The sequence below is a fragment of the Lentzea albidocapillata subsp. violacea genome, assembly GCF_900100275.1.
GTDB lineage: Bacteria > Actinomycetota > Actinomycetes > Mycobacteriales > Pseudonocardiaceae > Lentzea > Lentzea violacea.
This window is the reverse complement of the sequence record NZ_FNET01000022.1, coordinates 66,721-83,634: the sequence shown is the minus strand read 5'-3', so window position 1 is coordinate 83,634 and position 16,914 is coordinate 66,721. Positions and strand designations below refer to the sequence as shown.

The 16,914-nt window shown below is 70.2% G+C and carries 18 protein-coding genes; 11 read left to right on the top strand and 7 right to left on the bottom strand.

The genetic code is table 11. The annotated features are described in order from the left end of the window. Positions 1–61: 61 nt before the first annotated feature. A complete protein-coding gene (locus BLR21_RS33910; RefSeq protein WP_090012811.1) occupies positions 62–1,033 on the bottom strand; it encodes an alcohol dehydrogenase catalytic domain-containing protein in 972 nt (323 codons plus the stop codon). Between the two features lie 98 nt (positions 1,034–1,131). Here BLR21_RS33910 and BLR21_RS33905 point away from each other — a divergent pair, with 98 nt between their 5' ends. The 4 genes from BLR21_RS33905 (at position 1,132) to BLR21_RS33890 (ending at position 5,468) form a co-directional block, all read left to right on the top strand. Then, the gene (locus BLR21_RS33905; protein WP_090012693.1) at positions 1,132–2,298 is read left to right on the top strand and encodes a beta-1,3-glucanase family protein; all 1,167 of its coding nucleotides are present in this window, start codon (positions 1,132–1,134) and stop codon (positions 2,296–2,298) included. A gap of 82 nt (positions 2,299–2,380) precedes the next feature. After that, on the top strand, positions 2,381–3,052 hold the full coding sequence (locus tag BLR21_RS33900; RefSeq protein WP_090012691.1) for a response regulator transcription factor: 672 nt from the start codon (positions 2,381–2,383) through the stop codon (positions 3,050–3,052). After that, positions 3,049–4,374 carry a sensor histidine kinase gene (locus tag BLR21_RS33895; protein ID WP_090012688.1) on the top strand — a complete coding sequence of 442 codons (1,326 nt, stop codon included), beginning with the start codon at positions 3,049–3,051 and terminating at the stop codon, positions 4,372–4,374. The genes BLR21_RS33900 and BLR21_RS33895 overlap by 4 nt, the downstream gene beginning before the upstream one ends. Before the next feature lie 53 nt (positions 4,375–4,427). Then, positions 4,428–5,468 (top strand): NAD-dependent epimerase/dehydratase family protein, encoded by a 1,041-nt coding sequence (locus BLR21_RS33890; RefSeq protein ID WP_090012686.1) that lies wholly within the window; start codon positions 4,428–4,430, stop codon positions 5,466–5,468. On the opposite strand, the gene BLR21_RS33885 is transcribed toward BLR21_RS33890, so the two are convergent. Continuing rightward, positions 5,455–6,615 (bottom strand): hypothetical protein, encoded by a 1,161-nt coding sequence (locus tag BLR21_RS33885; RefSeq protein ID WP_090012683.1) that lies wholly within the window; start codon positions 6,613–6,615, stop codon positions 5,455–5,457. The two genes, BLR21_RS33890 and BLR21_RS33885, sit on opposite strands and share 14 nt — an antisense overlap. A 121-nt stretch (positions 6,616–6,736) precedes the next feature. Here BLR21_RS33885 and BLR21_RS33880 point away from each other — a divergent pair, with 121 nt between their 5' ends. The 4 genes from BLR21_RS33880 to BLR21_RS33865 are packed head-to-tail and all read left to right on the top strand — an operon-like array spanning position 6,737 to position 9,655. After that, a complete protein-coding gene (locus BLR21_RS33880; RefSeq protein ID WP_090012681.1) occupies positions 6,737–7,375 on the top strand; it encodes a glycosyltransferase family 2 protein in 639 nt (212 codons plus the stop codon). Beyond that, a complete protein-coding gene (locus BLR21_RS33875; protein ID WP_090012678.1) occupies positions 7,372–8,004 on the top strand; it encodes a TIGR04282 family arsenosugar biosynthesis glycosyltransferase in 633 nt (210 codons plus the stop codon). Before BLR21_RS33880 ends, BLR21_RS33875 begins: the two co-directional genes overlap by 4 nt. After that, a complete protein-coding gene (locus BLR21_RS33870; protein WP_090012675.1) occupies positions 8,001–8,600 on the top strand; it encodes a methyltransferase domain-containing protein in 600 nt (199 codons plus the stop codon). The genes BLR21_RS33875 and BLR21_RS33870 overlap by 4 nt, the downstream gene beginning before the upstream one ends. After that, a complete protein-coding gene (locus BLR21_RS33865; RefSeq protein WP_090012672.1) occupies positions 8,597–9,655 on the top strand; it encodes a molybdopterin-dependent oxidoreductase in 1,059 nt (352 codons plus the stop codon). The genes BLR21_RS33870 and BLR21_RS33865 overlap by 4 nt, the downstream gene beginning before the upstream one ends. 326 nt (positions 9,656–9,981) lie before the next feature. On the opposite strand, the gene BLR21_RS33855 is transcribed toward BLR21_RS33865, so the two are convergent. Then, on the bottom strand, positions 9,982–10,797 hold the full coding sequence (locus BLR21_RS33855; RefSeq protein WP_090012670.1) for an ABC transporter permease subunit: 816 nt from the start codon (positions 10,795–10,797) through the stop codon (positions 9,982–9,984). After that, complete coding sequence (locus BLR21_RS33850) at positions 10,797–11,657, bottom strand: ABC transporter ATP-binding protein (RefSeq protein WP_090012667.1); 861 nt, start codon at positions 11,655–11,657, stop codon at positions 10,797–10,799. The genes BLR21_RS33855 and BLR21_RS33850 overlap by 1 nt, the downstream gene beginning before the upstream one ends. Before the next feature lie 99 nt (positions 11,658–11,756). Between BLR21_RS33850 and BLR21_RS33845 the strand changes: the two genes are divergently transcribed. Together BLR21_RS33845 and BLR21_RS33840 are read left to right on the top strand one after the other, a co-directional pair. Continuing rightward, complete coding sequence (locus BLR21_RS33845; protein ID WP_176929921.1) at positions 11,757–12,812, top strand: sensor histidine kinase; 1,056 nt, start codon at positions 11,757–11,759, stop codon at positions 12,810–12,812. Next, on the top strand, positions 12,809–13,453 hold the full coding sequence (locus BLR21_RS33840) for a response regulator (protein WP_030478877.1): 645 nt from the start codon (positions 12,809–12,811) through the stop codon (positions 13,451–13,453). The genes BLR21_RS33845 and BLR21_RS33840 overlap by 4 nt, the downstream gene beginning before the upstream one ends. On the opposite strand, the gene BLR21_RS33835 is transcribed toward BLR21_RS33840, so the two are convergent. Further along, positions 13,439–14,059 carry a DJ-1/PfpI family protein gene (locus BLR21_RS33835; RefSeq protein WP_090012663.1) on the bottom strand — a complete coding sequence of 207 codons (621 nt, stop codon included), beginning with the start codon at positions 14,057–14,059 and terminating at the stop codon, positions 13,439–13,441. The two genes, BLR21_RS33840 and BLR21_RS33835, sit on opposite strands and share 15 nt — an antisense overlap. Next, entirely contained in the window at positions 14,059–14,997 is a 939-nt protein-coding gene (locus BLR21_RS33830) for a GlxA family transcriptional regulator (RefSeq protein ID WP_256335110.1), read from the bottom strand. Before BLR21_RS33830 ends, BLR21_RS33835 begins: the two co-directional genes overlap by 1 nt. Before the next feature lie 105 nt (positions 14,998–15,102). Between BLR21_RS33830 and BLR21_RS33825 the strand changes: the two genes are divergently transcribed. Then, positions 15,103–16,107, top strand: a complete 1,005-nt coding sequence (locus tag BLR21_RS33825) for a GDSL-type esterase/lipase family protein (protein WP_090012657.1) — start codon at positions 15,103–15,105, stop codon at positions 16,105–16,107. Here BLR21_RS33825 and BLR21_RS33820 read toward each other — a convergent pair. Then, positions 16,104–16,892 (bottom strand): carboxylesterase family protein, encoded by a 789-nt coding sequence (locus tag BLR21_RS33820; protein WP_256335109.1) that lies wholly within the window; start codon positions 16,890–16,892, stop codon positions 16,104–16,106. The genes BLR21_RS33825 and BLR21_RS33820 overlap by 4 nt on opposite strands. Between the last annotated feature and the right edge of the window lie 22 nt (positions 16,893–16,914).

Here is a 16,914-nt window from a genome sequence, read left to right as displayed (position 1 = left end):
AGGGAACGCTGTTCACGCTTGTCCTGTGAGGACTTCGCGAGACGGCGTCCCTGGGGCGCCTTCACAGCTCCAGCACCACCTTCACGTCACCGGGCCGCGACTCGAACGCCTCCGCGAACGACTCCAGCGGCACCCGCCGAATGATCATCGCCGACAGCCACGCGTCGTCCGCGCGGTCCAGCACGGCCGAAGCCTCCCGGTAGTGGCGCGGGTTCGAGTTGACCGTCCCGAACACGATCCCGTTGCGCAGCACCAGATCCCGGTTGATCTGCCCGATGTCGGCCGGCAGCACCTCGGTGGACGGCACGCCGGTCAGGCACACCAGGTCCCTCCCGAGCAGCCGCGCGACCAGCGACGGCGCACCGGTCGCCTCGATCACGACCGGGCAGTCGGGCAACGTCCGGTGGTAGGTGGCGCCCAGCGACTCCACCAGCGCGGGCTTCGGGCCGTCCACCGCCAGGTCGAACACGTGCACGTCCAGCCCCCGCTGCACCCCGATCAACGCCGCCAGCAGCCCGATCGGCCCGGCGCCGGTCACCAGCACGCTCTCGAACGGGTACAACGCCAGCCGGTCGAGCCGCTCCCACGCCTTGACCACGACGGAGGCGGGCTCGACCAGAACACCTGTCGCGGAGCTGACACCCACCGCATAAGCGGCAGGCACGGTCCACAGAGTGGAGCCGTAGCCGTCGAGGCCGGTGATGCCGCGCTCGGTGTACTGCCCGTTCCGGCACATGTCGAACTCCCCGCGCGCACACGCCACGCACGGCACCGGGTCCGGTCTGCGAACCACCCCGGCGACCAGCGAGCCCGGTTCGAACCCCGGACCGCTGATCACCCGGCCCAGGGACTCGTGCCCGATCACGAGAGTTCCGCCGACGCCGAACTCGCCGCGCACGATCTCGCGGTCCGTCCCGCAGATGCCGATCGCCACGCCCTCGACCAGCAGGTCCTCCGGTCCGGGCACCGGGTCGGGCAGTTCGGTCAGGGCCAGCGACCCGGCTCGTGCAAGATCCACCGTCAGTGCGCGCATGAAGACCATTCTTGACATATGAACAGCAACGCGCTGGTATGAGAGCGCTCTCACCGCCGCTCAAAAAGTCACTGCCTGTCTCAGTGAGGAGATAGTCGATGCGCAAGCTCCTGCTGCTCGCGACATCGGCCCTACTTGGGCTGACAACGATGTCTGCACCGGTGCAAGCTGCTCCACCCAGCTGGCTCCCGCTCACCGTCACCAACAACTCGGGCCGCGGCGACGCGGTCCACCTGTACATCACCGGGATCATGAACGGCCGGCTCGGCTACCTGAACGGCAGCGGCCAGTTCACGCCGTGGTCGGGCGGGGCGATCCCGCCCGTTCCCGCGCCGGACTTCTCGATCCCCGGCCCCGGCAACGGTGCCAGCAGGACCGTCCAGATCCCGATCGACTTCGCCGGCGGCCGGATCTACATGTCGTTCCGGGACAAGCTGAAGTTCAGCCTGGTCCCGAACGGTCTCGTGCAGCCGGCCCCGTGGGCGGGCGGCGACCCGAACCGCGACATCCTGTTCGACTGGAGCGAGTTCAGCTACGACGGCGGCGGTCTGTGGCTCAACAGCTCCCAGGTGGACATGTTCGCGGTCCCGCACGCGGTCGAGGCGACGTCCCAGGGCGGTGCCACGAAGAAGACGGGCCAGCTGGTCGCGAACGGGCGCAACCGCGTCTTCGACCAGCACCGGCAGCTCGGCGGCGACTGGGCGAAGCTGGCGTACAGCCGTTCCGACGGCACCCGGCTGCGCGTGCTGAACCCGAGCAAGGGTCTCGACGCGGGCCTGTTCTCCGGCTCGTACTTCCAGAACTACGTCAACAGCGTCTGGTCGACGTACCAGAGCACGCCGCTGACCGTGGTGCCGTTCCAGCACGAGCCGAACCGCCGGTTCACCGGCCGCGTGAGCGGCGGAGTCATGCGGTTCACCAACACCTCGGGCCAGCAGGTCGCGGAGTTCCAGCAGCCGTCCACCCGGGACGTGCTCAACTGCGACGGCAGGCTCGCGGCGCCGAACAACGAGCTCGGCGCGATCTCGCGGTCGCTGTGCGCGGCGCTCAACCGGTCGACGCTCGGCTTCCTGCACACCCAGCCGACGTACAACGCGAGCCAGTTCTACACCCGCGCGACCACGAACCACTTCTCGAAGATCGTGCACGCGAACATGACCGACGGACGGGCCTACGGGTTCGCGTTCGATGACGTCGGCGGGTTCGAGTCACTTGTCCACGAACCGAACCCGCGTTCGGCGAAAATCACGCTGACCGGATTTTAGTCCGAAGTATTCTTGCGTTTGATCGACTTTCACTCCACTGTGTGAGACGCCGTCGCCGCGGCTCTCACACAGTGGAGTCGTTGTGTGCGTACGGGTCTTGCTGGTCGAGGACGACGAGCGAATCCGGCAGGCTTTGGGCCTCGCCTTGTCCGATGAGGGTTTTTCGGTGGACGAGGCGGGTTCGGGCGAAGAGGCGTTACACCGTTTGGAGACGGAATCGTTCGACGTGGTGCTGGTCGACCTCACGTTGCCGGGCATGGACGGCCTGGAGGTCGTGCGAACCCTCCGCACACGCGGTGACCTGCCGATCATCGTGGTGACGGCGCGCACCGACGCCCGTGACGTGATCGCCGGACTGGAGGCGGGAGCGGACGACTACGTCACGAAACCGTTGATGGCAAGCGTTCTCGCCGCCCGCGTCCGCGCGTTGTTACGCCGGCGCGGACCGGGCCGCGAATCCGTTCGGGTCGGGGCACTGGAAATCCGTCCGCAGGAAGGGCTCGTGCACCGGGCGGGTGAACGCGTTCACCTCACCAGGACGGAATTCCGGCTGTTGCTGGAACTCGCTGGTGCGGGCGGCCGAATCGTCACCAGGGAACAGTTGCTGCAGAAGGTCTGGGGATACGACTACTTCGGTGACACCCGGCTGCTCGACGTGCACATAAGGCGCCTTCGCCGCAAGATCGAGGCGAACCCGGACGATCCGGAGCTGCTTCTCACCGTGCGCGGCAGCGGCTATCGGATCCGCTCGTGAAACTGACGTTGCACTGCCGGGTCACCCTCTCGTTCGGCTTCGGCCTGCTGGTCGTCACGAGTGTGCTGGCGTTCGCCACCTGGAACCTCGCCTCCAGTTACCTGCTGCGGCAACGGGAGGCGAGCGCGACGCGGCAGGCCGAGGTCAACGTACGGCTGGTCGAGAGGTCTCTCGCCTCACCCGGTCTCGACGAACTGCTGACCGGCCTCACCACCGGGCCCGACTCGTCGATCCTGGTGCTGAGCCACGACGGCCTGGTGAGGGCGGGCCGCGAGGTCGAGCCGTCCCAGCTGCCGGCCGGGCTGGTGGAGCATCCACCGGGCACGGAGCGGATCACCGTGGACGGCCTGCCGATGCTCGCCGTCGCGCGGCCGGTGGCGGGCGACGCCGTCTACGTCGAGCTGTTCGGGTTGCGGCAGCTGAACCGGACGTTCGCGTTCCTGAGCGCGGTACTGATCGCCGGCACGATCGCCTCGGCGCTGCTCGGGGCGGCGCTGGGCTCGTGGGCGTCGCGGCGGGCGCTGAAGCCGCTGGCGGAGCTGAACTCCGCGGCGAGCCGGATCGCCGGCGGCGATCTGCACGCCCGGCTGCCCGACCAGGACGACCCGGACCTCGCGGCGCTGGCGGCGAAGTTCAACTCGACGGCGCACGCGCTGGAGCAGAGAGCGTTGCGGGACGCCCGGTTCGCCTCGGACGTCTCGCACGAGCTGCGGTCGCCGCTGACGACGATGGTGAACGCGGGCGCGGTGCTGCGCCGGCGCCGTGACCACCTGCCGGGCACCGCCGGGACCGCACTGGAACTGCTGACCTCGGAGGTCGACAGGTTCGCGCGGATGGTCGTGGACCTGCTGGAGATCTCACGTGCCGACCAGACCGGCGACTACGAACCGGAGGAGCTCGACCTGAGCGCGTTGGTGCGCAACGTGATCGGCACCCGCTGGAGCGCGGTGCCGGTCGAGGCGCGTCCGGTGCGGGTGCTCGGTGACCGGAGGCGGCTGGACCGGGTCCTGGCCAACCTCGTGGAGAACGCCGAGCGGCACGCGGGCGGCGCGATCTTCGTGGCGGTGAGCAAAGCGGGCGACAGAGCGCGCGTCGAGGTCGAGGACGACGGTCCGGGTGTGCCGGAGGCGTTGCGGGAGCAGATCTTCGAGCGGTTCACGCGGGGCAGGCCCGGCAGCCGGGGCGACGACTCCGGCAGCGGGCTCGGGCTCGCCCTGGTGCGTGAGCACGTGCAGCGCCACCACGGCCGCGTGTGGGTCGAGGACCGCTTCCCGCGTGGCGCACGATTCGTGGTGGAGCTGCCAGCTCTTACGAAGTCATGACGTGATGGCGTCTGGCGGCGCGCTATCCGGCGGTCCGGTCCTACGGTCGGTCCATGCGAGTACTCATCACTGGCGGGGCCGGGTTCATCGGGTCGCACGTCGCGGACGAGCTGACCTCCCAGGGCCATGAATGCGTGGTGCTCGACGCGTTGCTGCCCGAAGCGCACGGCGCCGTTCCTTCGCTGGAGCACGAACTTGTCGCCGGCGACGTGACCGACGCCGCCGTGCTACGGCCGTTGTTGTCCACAGTGGACGCCGTGTGCCATCAGGCGGCGATGGTCGGGCATGGCGTGGATCCGTTCGACGCGCCTTCCTACGCGCGCCACAACGACCTGGGCACGGCGGTGCTGCTGGCCGAGATGCACCGGGCCGGGGTGTCGCGGCTGGTGCTGGCGTCGTCGATGGTTGTCTACGGCGAGGGGCGCTATCGGTGCCTCTCGCATGGGATAGTGCGGGCTGAACGGACTGCTGCGGACTTGGCCGCCGGCATGTACGAGCCGCGCTGTTTCTGCGGTGACTTCGTGGTGCCCGAGCTGGTGCCCGAGGACGCTCCGCTGGAACCGCGCAGCACCTACGCGGCCACCAAGCTGGCGCAGGAGCACCTCGCGCTGGCGTGGGCCCGGCAGACCGGCGGCAGCGTGTGGGCCCTGCGGTACCACAACGTCTACGGCCCGCGGATGCCGCGCGACACCCCGTACGCCGGTGTGGCGTCGATCTTCCGGTCCGCGCTGCGGAACGGTGCCGCACCGCGGGTGATGGAGGACGGGCGGCAGCGGCGCGACTTCGTGCACGTCACCGACGTGGCTCGGGCCAACGCGCTGGCGCTGGCCTCTCCGCGCCCCGGTTTCGAGGCCGTGAACGTTTGCTCCGGCACCCCGCACACGATCGGTGACCTGGCATTCGCGCTGGCCGACGCGTGTGACGGGCCGACGCCGGAGATCGTGGGCGGGGCTCGGCCGGGCGACGTCCGGCACGTCGTGGCGTCGCCCGCGAAGGCGTTGGACGTGCTGGGTTTCGAGGCCAGCGTCGGGTTCGAGGAGGGTGTGCGGGACTTCGCCTTCGCTTCCCAGCGCGAGCCGGTCACCAGTTCGTGAGCACCAGGTGGTTCACCGCCAAAGCCGTGACGGCCTGGGCGGTGAGCCACCGCTTGTCCAGCCTGGCCGTGCCGGCGAGCAGCCAGACCGCGAACGGCAGCCAGATCCGCTCGGTCTCGGCCTTGCTCAGGCCGGAGAGGTCCGCCGCCAGGATCGCGATGCCCGCGGCGATGACCCACTTGTCGTTGCGCAGCCCCTTGATCCCGGCCGGGCCGATCACCAGCGCGAGTGCCGCGAGGTTCGCCCACGCCCAGTACCAGTACGGCCTGGTGTCGCCGATCCCCTGGTAGTAGCGGAGTTTCACGAGCTCGTAGCCGTCGAGCCACCAGAACCCGCCGATCGCGAACGCCGCCACGACCGCGAGCGCGCCCGCGACGGCCCAGCCGATCCTCCGGCCGACCGCGACGATCGCGAGCGGGGCCAGCAGCACCAGCCCGTAGGACAGGAACAGGCACCAGCCGAGCACGATGCCGCCCAGCAACGGCCATCGGGTGAGCAGGTAGATGCCGACGGCCGCCACCCCCATGAACATGCCGTCCGCGGACGCCCCGACCCAGACCGCGCCGGGGAACAGGACGAGGAACGGCAGCACCGCGTTGGTGCCGATGGCCTTGGGAATCGCCACGACGGCAAGCGATCCGACGAGGACGCAGAAGATCGACGCCGCCGCTCCCCCACCGAGGCCGATGCGGTCGAGCGCGACGAACGTGAGCAGCGCGCCCGGCGGGTGCCCGGAGACGTGCGTGGTCCACGAGTCGGGCTGGAAGTCCGGGATGCGCGCGGCGAAACCGCGCAGCATCGCGGGAATGTCGGTGACGCCGGGAACCTCGTGCAGGTACTCGTCGTCCGTCGTCAGCCTGGTGACGAACCGGGTCCAGCCGTCGACCATCGCCAGCGAGAACGTCCACGCGGTCGCGGCCACGTAGGCGATCGGCAGCGCGAACCGGTGACGCGCCAGCTCCGGTCCCTTGGCGACCACGAGGAACGCGATCAGGGCCGCCACGGGCGTACCGGGGCCCACGTGCGGTTGCCAGTCACCGAAGAGCGGTGCCGCGGCGGCGAAGAGAATGCCGGGGTCGTCGGCGTTGACGACGACCCCGGTGATGATGGCGGCAGCGACGAGCAGCCCTGCGATGACCAGACGCACCGCGCCCAACCTAGGGGGTCGGCCGGGTGCTCGCGGACCTCGCAAGACAATCGTAAGAACTCTTTCGTGCGTCACAATTCCGTAAGCACCACAACACTTTCCCATGGTCCAGGCTGGACACATGGATGTCGTGTTGCCCTGCCTGGACGAGGCCGCCGCACTGCCCGCGGTCCTCGCCTCCCTGCCGGCCGGTTACCGCGCGATCGTCGTGGACAACGGGTCTTCCGACGGCTCGCCCGAGGTGGCCGCCGCGTACGGCGCACTGGTCGTGCACGAGTCGAAGCGCGGCTATGGCGCCGCCGTGCACACCGGTCTGCTCGCGGCCACCTCCGGCCTCGTGGCGTTCGCCGACGCGGACGGTTCACTGGACCTGGCCGAACTGCCCGCGATGGCCGCGCTCCTGGCCGACGCCGACCTTGTGGTCGGCCGGCGAAGGCCCGTGCACGCCGGAGTGTGGCCGTGGCACGCACGGGCCGGTAACGCCGTGATCGCGTCCCTGTTGCGGCGCAGGGGTTTGGATGTGCACGACATCGCACCGCTGCGCGTGTGCCGGCGAGAGGCGTTGCTGGCGCTGGACGTCCAGGACCGCGCGTTCGGCTATCCGCTGGAACTGCTGGTACGCGCGGCGGAGGCGGACTGGCGGGTGCGCGAGGTCGACGTGGCCTATCGGGCCCGTGCGGCCGGCACTCGGTCGAAGGTCTCGGGCTCGGTACGCGGCACGCTGCGGGCGGCACGGGACATGGCGGGGGTGCTGCGATGAGGTTCTGCCTCCTGATCATGGCCAAGTCCCCGGTGCCCGGCCAGGTCAAGACACGGCTGTGCCCGCCGCTGTCGGCCGAGGAGGCGGCGGACGTGGCCGCGGCCTCGTTGCTGGACACGATCTCGGCCGCTCTGGACACCTCCGGCGCCGTACCAGTGGTGGCGCTGGCCGGGGTGGTGCGGCGTGAGGACGTCCGTGACGCCTTGGCCGAGTGCGTGGTGATCCCGCAACGCGGTGTCTCGTTCGCCGAACGGCTCGTGCACGCGCATGCCGACATCGCGCGGTTCCGGATGCCGGTGCTGCAGATCGGGATGGACACGCCGCAGGTCACGCCGTCGCTGCTGGAGTCGTGCGCCGAGTTCGGGGATGCGGCGCTCGGGTTCGCGGAGGACGGCGGCTGGTGGGCGCTCGGGCTGCGGGATCCGTTGCGGGCCGGGGTGTTGCGGGACGTACCGATGTCGCGCGCCGATACGGGAGCGCTGACGCTGAAGTCGTTGCACGGACTGGAAGTGCGGATGTTGCCAGTGCTGTCCGATGTGGACACGATGGCGGACGCCCGCGCGGTGGCACGGCTGGTGCCGGGCAGCCGGTTCGCGGCGGCGCTGACCCAGGCGGCGGTGACGCGATGATGTTCGACCAGGCCCTGAAGGGTCATCCCGGCTGGCTCGACCTCCCCGGCACCATCTCGCGCGAACTGAGCGTCGCCCGCTGGCACGCCGACGCGGACGGCGGCGACTCCGTCCTCCTGGACGCCTGCACCGGCCCCACCCTCGACGTCGGCTGCGGCCCCGGCCGGCTCGTCGCGGCGCTGCTGGCCCGCCGGATCCAGGCGCTCGGCGTCGACGTGTCCCCGGAGGCGGTCCGGCGCACCACCGAACGCGGCGGCATCGCGATCCGCCGCGACGTGTTCGACCTGCTGCCGGGCGAGGGCCACTGGCAGCACGTCCTGCTCGCCGACGGCAACATCGGCATCGGCGGCGACCCGGCCGCCCTCCTGCGCCGCGTCCGGAACCTGCTCAGGCCCAGCGGAACCGTCGTCGTCGAGGTCGAGCCACCCGGTGCGGGCCTGACGGTCGGCCAGGCGCGGGTGCGCACCGAGGACACCCGAGGTCAGTGGTTCCCGTGGGCCTGGAGCGACGCGGAGTCCCTGATCGCCGACGGCTTCTTCCTGCTGTGGCAGACCGAACGTGCCGGACGCTGGTTCGCGTGCTGGGAGCGGCTGTGAAACTCCCCGTCTTCAAGGCGCCTGTCTTCAGGGCACCCGCCCACCACACGGGCGTGACCAGCCGGGTCGGCACGTGGCTCGGCATCGCGTTCGGGCTGTGCTTCGTCACCGGTCTGCTCAGCCACGGCGCGCAGCACGACTGGGTGTGGCCGACCCGCCCGGTCGACCTCTACCGCGTCACCCAGGGCGTGCACGTGATCTCCGGGGTCGCCTCGATCCCGTTGCTGCTGGCCAAGTTGTGGAGCGTCTACCCGAAGCTGTTCGAACGTCCGCTGGTGAAGTCCGTGCCGCACGCCCTCGAGCGCGGCTCGATCTTCGTGCTGATCGCCGCGTCGTTCTTCGAACTGGTCACCGGCCTGTTCAACGCGGCGCAGAACTACCCGTGGTCGTTCTACTTCCCCACCGCCCACTACGCGGTGGCGTGGATCGTGATCGGCGCCCTGCTGGTCCACATCGCCGTCAAGATCCCGCTGATCCGCCGCACGCTCGAACCCGAATCGCCCGAGAAGACGCTGTTGTCCCGCAGGGCTTTCCTGCGCACGACCGCGTTGACCACCGGCGTCGCCGTCGTGGCCACGGCAGGGGTGACGGTGCCGTGGCTGCGCAAGGTCTCGGTGCTGGCGTGGCGGTCGGACGGCGACCTGCCGGTGAACCGGACTGCGCGGGCCGCGAACATCGTGGTGCCACCGGACTGGCGGCTGAAGGCCGGCGCGAGGAGCTACTCGCTGGCGGACCTCCAGGCGATGCCGCAGACCACCGTCGACCTGCCGATCGCGTGCGTCGAGGGCTGGAGCCAGAACGCGACCTGGACCGGCGTCCGCGTCTCCGAGCTGGTGGGACGAGGGGACGTGCGGGTCGAGTCGCTGGAGAAGGACGGGCTGTACCGGGCGAGCACGCTGCCCTCGGAGTTCGCCCGGGATCCGCTGACCTTGCTGGCGCTTCAGCTCGATGGCGAAGAGCTCAGCCTGGACCACGGATACCCGTGCCGCCTCATCGCGCCGAACCGGCCGGGTGTGTTGCAGACGAAGTGGGTCACGTCGCTGGAGGTGCGGTGAGAATCGCTCTGGGCATCCTCGGCGTGGCGCTGGGAGCGTGGGGCGCCTGGCTGCTCCTCCCCCAGGTCACCGTCGAACTCCTGCTCTGGCTCGGCGGCGGCGTGGTTTTGCACGACCTGCTGGTCGCCCCGCTCGTCGGTGCCACCGGACTCGTGGTCAAACGCCCGTCCGTCGGCATCGGCCTGACCGTCTCCGGCATCGTCACGCTCCTCGCGGTTCCGTTGCTGTGGCGCGAGTACAGCGGCCCGGTCAACCCAGGCCTGCACGACCGCGACTACCCCGCAGGAGTCGCGGTCGCACTGGGCGTGACCTGGGCCGCCGTCGTCCTATACGAGGTCGCGGCGCACCTTCAGAAGCGTCGCCGCACCAACGAAGAACACCACGTACCCGACGAGGAACAACGCCGCGGTTGTGCCGCTGAGGTCCGTCAACACGCCGGGAGCACCCGACCCGCCGACGGCACCGGCGAGGTTCCCGGCCGATCCGCCGGGCAGGACCCTGGTCAGCGACTCGACCGGCCCGAGCAGGGAACCCACGCCCCGCAACAGGTTCTCGGTGACGATCGCCCACATCAGCCCGAGGCCGACGGCCAGCGCGGGTCCCTTGGTGACGACGCCGAGGAACACGCCGAACCCCGTCCACATAGCGGCGATCAGCAGTGACGCGCCCAGCGCCTCGAAGACGCCGAGCCCCGGCAGACTCCAGTCCCAGCCTTCCAGCGACGCCACCGTGATGGACGCGCCGACGTTCACGACGAACGTGAGGGCCACCAGCAGTACCACGACAATCCCCAGCGCCCCGAGCGTGCCGGCCATCGCCGAGACCCGGCGCGGGCCGGCCGTCAGGGTCGTCTTCCAGGTGCCCCAGCCATATCCGCTGCCGATAGCCAGCGCCGCCAGCACCAGGATGATCGCGCCGCCGAACATGGGCAGGCCCCGCACCACGGCCGCGCCGACGTTCTCCGGCTGCATCGCGCTGATCAGCTGCTGCTGGGACATCGACCGCGTGTTGGTGCCGCCGTTCAGGGCGAGGTAGTTGAACACGTAGCCGAACGTCAGCGTCATCACCAGCCAGACGCCGATCAGCACCCAGGTCGCCGGCCACTTCCACAGCCTCAGCAGCTCCGCCTTCACGCTGCCCATCACGCCGCTCCCGTCATCTCGAAGAAGACCTCTTCCAGCGTCCGGCGCAGCGGCCGGACCTCCTGCACGTCCACGTCGGCATGCACCAGCGTGCGCACCAACGCCCCTGCGTCCGTCTCCCGCACGTGCAGCACGTCGCCGTGCAGCGAGCTGCCCTCGATCAGCACGTGCGCCTTCTCGATCGGGTCGGCCTTGATCACCAGGACCGTCTCGCCGCGCAGTTGCTCGACCGTGCTCTCGGCGACGAGCTTGCCGTTCGAGATCACGCCGACCCGGTCGCAGATCTCCTCGACCTCGCCGAGCAGGTGGCTCGACAGCAGCACCGTCTGGCCCTGCGCGGCCAGCGCCCGCACCAGGTCGCGCATGTCGGCCATGCCCGCCGGGTCGAGGCCGTTGGTCGGTTCGTCGAGGATCAGCAGCTCCGGCCGGCCGAGCAGGGCCGCGGCGACGCCGAGCCGTTGCTTCATGCCGAGCGAGTACCGCCGGAACTTCTCGGCGGCGGCGCCCATCAGGTCGACCTGCTCCAGCGCGGCCTCGACGTGCGTCCTGTCCACGCCCCGGCGAGCGGCGTGCACGCGCAGGTTGTCGCGGCCGGACAGGTACGGGTAGAAACCGGGCCCCTCGATCAGCGACCCGACCTTGAGCAACGCCCTGGGCGTGCCCGGCTTCTCGCCGAGGACCCTGGCAGCTCCGCTGGTCGGCCTCACGAGCCCGAGCAGCATGCGGATCGTGGTCGTCTTGCCCGCGCCGTTGGGACCGAGGAACCCGTAGACCTCGCCCCGCCGCACGGACAGACTGACCTCGTCCACCACGGCGCGGTCGCCGTAGCGCTTCGTCAGCTTCTCCGTCGTCACGATCATGGGCTCAACTGTGGTCCCGCGGGACCTCTGGGGCGTCCGCTCCGGAGCGTCATGAAGATACGCACATCTGCGTACGTCCCCGGTCGTATGGTCGGCGGCATGCGGATCAAATGGCAGGACGGCGCGCTGGCCGTGGCGCTGCTCGTCTTCGGCATCGGGGGGACCCAGTTCGCCGCGCGCCTTCAAGGTGCGGAACCCCTGGACGCCCTCGCGTACGTGTTGATCGCCACGGCCGCCGCGGGCCTGCTGTTCCGTTCGGTCCGTCCGCTGTGGACGGTCGGCAGCACGACCGTCGCCATCGCGGTCTACCTGGCGCAGGGGTACCCGTTCGGGCCGGTCCTGCTGAGCGGCGTCGCGGCGATGTACGCGGTGGCCGTGTACGCGCGCATCGAACTGGCCGCCGCGTCCGCGCTGGTCTACGCGCTGGCGATCCTGCCGTGGTGGAACGACTCGCTGACGTCGTGGATCACCTGGTCGGCGGGGTGGATCCTGCTGCCCGCCGCGGCGGGCGTGCTGATGAAGCTGCGCAAGAAGTCCGTTGTGGACGTTCGTGAGCGCACCGCGATCTCCGAACGGCTGCGGCTCGCCCAGGAGGTCCACGACGTCGTCGGCCACGGTCTCTCGGTGGTCGCCGTGCAGGCGGGCGTCGCGCTCTACGTGCTGGACAAGGACCCCGCGAAGGCGCGCGCCTCGCTGGAGGCGATCCGCGACACGTCCAAGGAGGCGCTCGACGGCCTGCGGTCCGAACTGGACACTCTGCGCGGCTCGGCTCCCCTGGCACCGGCGATCACGCTAGACGACATCCCGGCACTGGCGGCACGAATGCGCGACGCAGGGCTCGAGGTGTCCGTCGAGGTCGCCGTCGCCGAGATCGAGCTGCCGCACACCTACCAGCTCGCGGTCTACCGGATCGTGCAGGAGTCGCTGACCAACGTCCTGCGCCACTCCTCCCCCGGCGTCACCGCGACCGTGCGCGTGTATGCCGTGCGCGACGAACTGGTCGTCCACGTGACCGACACCGGCACGCCAACCACCTTCACCGAGGGCCACGGCATCACGGGCATGCGCTCACGGGCCGAAGCGCTCGGCGGCACACTCGAAGCCGACGCATCACACGGCTTCACAGTGATCGCCCGGATACCGTTGCCGTCATGATTCGCGTGGTGGTGGCCGACGACCAGCCGCTGGTCCGGATGGGCCTGCGGACGTTGATCGAGACAGAGGACGGCGTCCAACTCGCCGGCGAGGCCGCCGACGGACGCGAAGCCCTGTCGCTGATCCAGTCCGTGAAGCCCGACGTGGTGTTCCTCGACATCCGCATGCCGCTGATGGACGGCTTGGAAGTGTTGCGCCGCATCAGCGCCGACCCGGCGTGCGCCGAGGTCAGGATCATCATGCTCACGACGTTCGACCTCGACGAGTACGTGTTCGAGGCCCTGCGGACGGGCGCGTCCGGGTTCCTCGTGAAGGACTCCGACCCGACGGACCTCCTGCGCGCGGTGCACGTGGTGGCCGACGGCGGTTCGCTGCTCTCGCCGTCCGTCACCCGCAGGGTGATCGACCGGTTCGCGTCCGGGGCGTCGGCGCGGCCCGTGCCGCACCTGGACAGGCTGACCGAACGCGAGCGGGAGATCATGCGGCACGTGGCGTCCGGCGCGTCCAACGACGAGATCGCGGCGGTGCTGGTGATCTCGCCCGCGACGGTGCGCACGCACGTGTCGCGGGCGATGGTGAAGCTGGGCGCGCGCGATCGCGCCCAGCTCGTCGTGTTCGCCGTCCAGTCAGGCCTGACTTGATTCGAACGCGGCCTTGAGGCCAGCCGCGATCTCCGGCGGGATCGAGTCGTAGGCGTGCGGCGGCTGCGGGTCGTACTCGATGCCGACCTGCACGGCCTGCGCGACCATCTCCCCGAACTCGGCCTCGACCAGCCGCAACGCCATGTCGATGCCCGCCGACACGCCGGCGCCGCTGACGACCTTGCCGTCGAACACCACGCGGTCGGTCGACACCTCGACACCACGTGTCTCCAGGTCCGAGCGCGCGGCCCAGTGCGTCGTGGCCTTCGAGACCAGCCCGGCCTCGGCGAGCAGCGTCGACCCCGTGCAGACCGACGTCGTCCACTTCGTCGTCGGGTGGACGGCCTGCAGCCACTCGACGACGCCGCCGGAGTCCTTCAGCAGGTCGCGCCAGTGGCCGGAGCCCGGTACCACGACGATGTCGGTCGACCTCAGCGAGGAGAACGTGTCGGTCGGCAGCACGGTCAGCCCGTTGTCGGACGTCACCGGGTCGAGCGTCGCGGCGACGAACCTCGTCGTGACGACCGGCACGCTGCCGAGCACCTCGAAGGGGCCGACGAAGTCGAGCGCCGTCATCTTCGGGTAGAGCACGAACGTGGCTTCCATCAGGCAACCCCAGTGGTCCGGAAACGGGCGCGGTAGCTGCCCGGCGACACGCCGAGCACGCGCAGGAAGGCCCGTCGCAGGGTCTCGGCCGAGCCGAAACCCGACTGGCGGGCGACGAGGTCGAGCGAGTCACCGCTGCTCGCCAGCCGGTCGGCGGCGGCCTCGACGCGGGCTCGTTCGACGTACTGCGCGGGCGAGACGCCCACGCTGCGAGAGAAGACCCTGGCGAAGTGCCGCACGCTCATCAGGGCCTTGCGGGCCATGACCGGCACCGTCCACTCCCGCGTCGGATCGGCGTGGATGTCGTCGAGCAACGCGCGCAGCGAGCCGTCCGTCACCGGCTTCGCGCGGGTGTGCACGCTGAACTGCGACTGGCCGCCCGAGCGTTGCAGGAAGACGACCAGGTACTGCGCGATCCTGCGGGCCAGCGCGGGCCCGTGGTCCTGCTCGACCATGGCCAGCGCCAGGTCGATGCCCGCCGTCACCCCTGCCGACGTGGCCACCTCGCCGTCGCACACGAAGATCGCGTCCGGCTCCACCTCGACGCCGCGAGCCTCCAGTTCGCCGGTGAACGCCCAGTGCGTCGTCGCCTTCTTGCCCTTCAGCAGCCCGGCCCCGGCCAGCACGACGGCGCCCGTGCAGACACCCGCGACGCGACGGGACCGCAGCGCCAGCCGCCGCAGGTTCGTCGTGAGCACCGCGTCGGACGCGGCCTCCTCGTACCCCCAGCCGCCGACCACGAGCAGCGTGTCGATCGGACGGTCCAGCGTGCTCAGATCGGCGCCTGCCTCGACGCGCACACCCGCGGTGGCGGTGAACGGTCCTCCCCCGAGCGTGGCGACGGTGATCCGGTAACGCTGCTCGCCGTAGTTCGCCGCCTGGAACACCTCGATGGGCCCCGCCAGGTCCAGCAGTGCGGTGCGGTCGTAGCCGACCACGACTATCTCCCTCAGATTCCCCACACTTCCACTTTCCTCACCCTTGCCTGAGGCGGCAACGCCATATCCCCCTCGCATTCGGCCACCCACGTAAAGTGGTGCGCGATGCGCAAACTGCTCTTCCTCGCGGCAATCGGCCTGCTCACGATCGTCCTGGTCGTGAGCGACCACGTGTTCCCGCCACCCTCCGACCCGGACCGCGAGTCCAGGACCGCGATCGTGGCGCTGGGCGACAGCACGATGTCCGGCGAGGGCGCCGGCGCCTACGAGGCCGGGACCGACGGTGAGGACGGCGGCAACTGGTGCCACCGCTCACGCGAGGCCGAGATCATGAGGATCTCGTTCGAGGCCGACCAGAAGATCAACCTGGCGTGTTCCGGCACGAACTCCGAGAAGCTGCGCAACGAGCAGTTGCCCCGGCTGCGCGCGATCGCCGGCTCGAACCAGGTGCTCGCGATCGTCGTGGCGGTCGGCGCGAACGACGACCCGCGGTTCTCCGAGATCCTCAACAAGTGCTTCGAGGCGTGGGGCAAGCGCACCGACTGCACGTCGTCCGTGGCGCCGGAGTGGACCAGGCGCGTGCGGCGGATGGTCCCGAAGGTCGAAGCCACGCTGAACGCCATCCGCCAGACCATGCGCGACTCCGGCTACCTCGACTCCTCCTACCAGCTCATCGTGCAGTCGTACGCGGCACCCGTGTCACCGAAGATGCCCCAGTCGCTGCAGAACCTCTCCGGCTGCCCGCTGCGCACCGCCGACCTGGAGTGGGTGGTCGAGGAGGCCGTGCCGGAGCTGTCGAACGGGCTGCGCGCCGCCGCGGGCAAGGTCAACGCGCGGTTCCTCGACCTGGCGCGAGCCGGCGAGGGCCACGAGGCGTGCGTGGGCGGGGACGAGCCGGAGACCGAGTGGTTCACGCGGCTGACGGTCGACTTCGACGGCCTGAAGGACGAGAGGCGCGCGCCGCACGCGTTGCAGGAGTCGTTCCACCCCAACGCGCGCGGGCATGAGCAGATCGGCCGGTGCCTCACCGAGTTCCTGGCCTCGGACAAGCGTGACGGGGCGTGCGTGCCCCGGCTGGACGGTTCGCTCGGCCTCAACACCGAGAGCTAGACCCAGCGCTTCACTTCGTGCCGCGGCCAGCCGGGATCACCCGTGCGGGCGAACCTCGCCCAAGCCTCCGCGATGTCGCCGCGGAACATGTCCGGCACGTCCGCGCCGTGATGCGCCGGCGTGCGGGCATAGACCGACCGGAACGCGCGGCCGTGCTCGTCGGCCAGCCGCATCGTCGGGCGCTGGAACAGTTCAGCGTCCTCGTCCGCGGTGTGGCAGACCATCAGATCCACCTCGTACGGGCCTTCGAGCGGGCTGCGCGGCAACGTGTCGCCGTCGACGATCGGCTGGTACAGCACGACTTCCGGGTCTGCCCGCCGCTGGACCTCGGCGGCTTCGAGCGGCGTGAAGAACCTGCCGGCGAGGCTGTGCGCGATCGCCCGGTGGAACAGACCGGCAGCGGACGGCATGACCATCAGGCTCGCGACGGTCTGCGCGCCGGACGACTGGCCGGCGACGGTGACGTTCGCCGGATCTCCGCCGTAACGGGCGATGTTGCGCTGGATCCACCTCAGTGCCGAGACGACGTCGAGCAGTCCGCGGTTGTGCTGGATCCCTTCCAGGGCACCGTATCCGTCGGCCGCCAGCCGGTAGTCGCAGCTGACGAACACGATGCCGTGCGACGCGATGACGTCACCCGCGTACTCGGGCTGTGCCGACGATCCGACGGTGTTCGCGCCGCCGTGGACCCAGAGGAGCACCGGCGCTCCGGAGTCCACTGCAGACCAGACGTTCAGGGTGTGCCGGTCGCCGAACGCGCCGGTCGGCTCGCCGTCGCAGTCCACCGGTGGGTGGAGGCGCAGCGGG

Bases quoted from the DNA above. Each gene is read 5' to 3' on its own strand.
- BLR21_RS33880 (WP_090012681.1), top strand. From the start codon at position 6,737: ATGGATGTCGTGTTGCCCTGCCTGGACGAGGCCGCCGCACTGCCCGCG.
- BLR21_RS33870 (WP_090012675.1), top strand. From the start codon at position 8,001: ATGATGTTCGACCAGGCCCTGAAGGGTCATCCCGGCTGGCTCGACCTC.
- BLR21_RS33905 (WP_090012693.1), top strand. From the start codon at position 1,132: ATGCGCAAGCTCCTGCTGCTCGCGACATCGGCCCTACTTGGGCTGACA.
- BLR21_RS33825 (WP_090012657.1), top strand. From the start codon at position 15,103: ATGCGCAAACTGCTCTTCCTCGCGGCAATCGGCCTGCTCACGATCGTC.
- BLR21_RS33835 (WP_090012663.1), bottom strand. From the start codon at position 14,059: ATGGAAGCCACGTTCGTGCTCTACCCGAAGATGACGGCGCTCGACTTC.
- BLR21_RS33855 (WP_090012670.1), bottom strand. From the start codon at position 10,797: ATGGGCAGCGTGAAGGCGGAGCTGCTGAGGCTGTGGAAGTGGCCGGCG.
- BLR21_RS33850 (WP_090012667.1), bottom strand. From the start codon at position 11,657: ATGATCGTGACGACGGAGAAGCTGACGAAGCGCTACGGCGACCGCGCC.
- BLR21_RS33875 (WP_090012678.1), top strand. From the start codon at position 7,372: ATGAGGTTCTGCCTCCTGATCATGGCCAAGTCCCCGGTGCCCGGCCAG.
- BLR21_RS33840 (WP_030478877.1), top strand. From the start codon at position 12,809: ATGATTCGCGTGGTGGTGGCCGACGACCAGCCGCTGGTCCGGATGGGC.
- BLR21_RS33910 (WP_090012811.1), bottom strand. From the start codon at position 1,033: ATGCGCGCACTGACGGTGGATCTTGCACGAGCCGGGTCGCTGGCCCTG.
- BLR21_RS33890 (WP_090012686.1), top strand. From the start codon at position 4,428: ATGCGAGTACTCATCACTGGCGGGGCCGGGTTCATCGGGTCGCACGTC.
- BLR21_RS33845 (WP_176929921.1), top strand. From the start codon at position 11,757: ATGCGGATCAAATGGCAGGACGGCGCGCTGGCCGTGGCGCTGCTCGTC.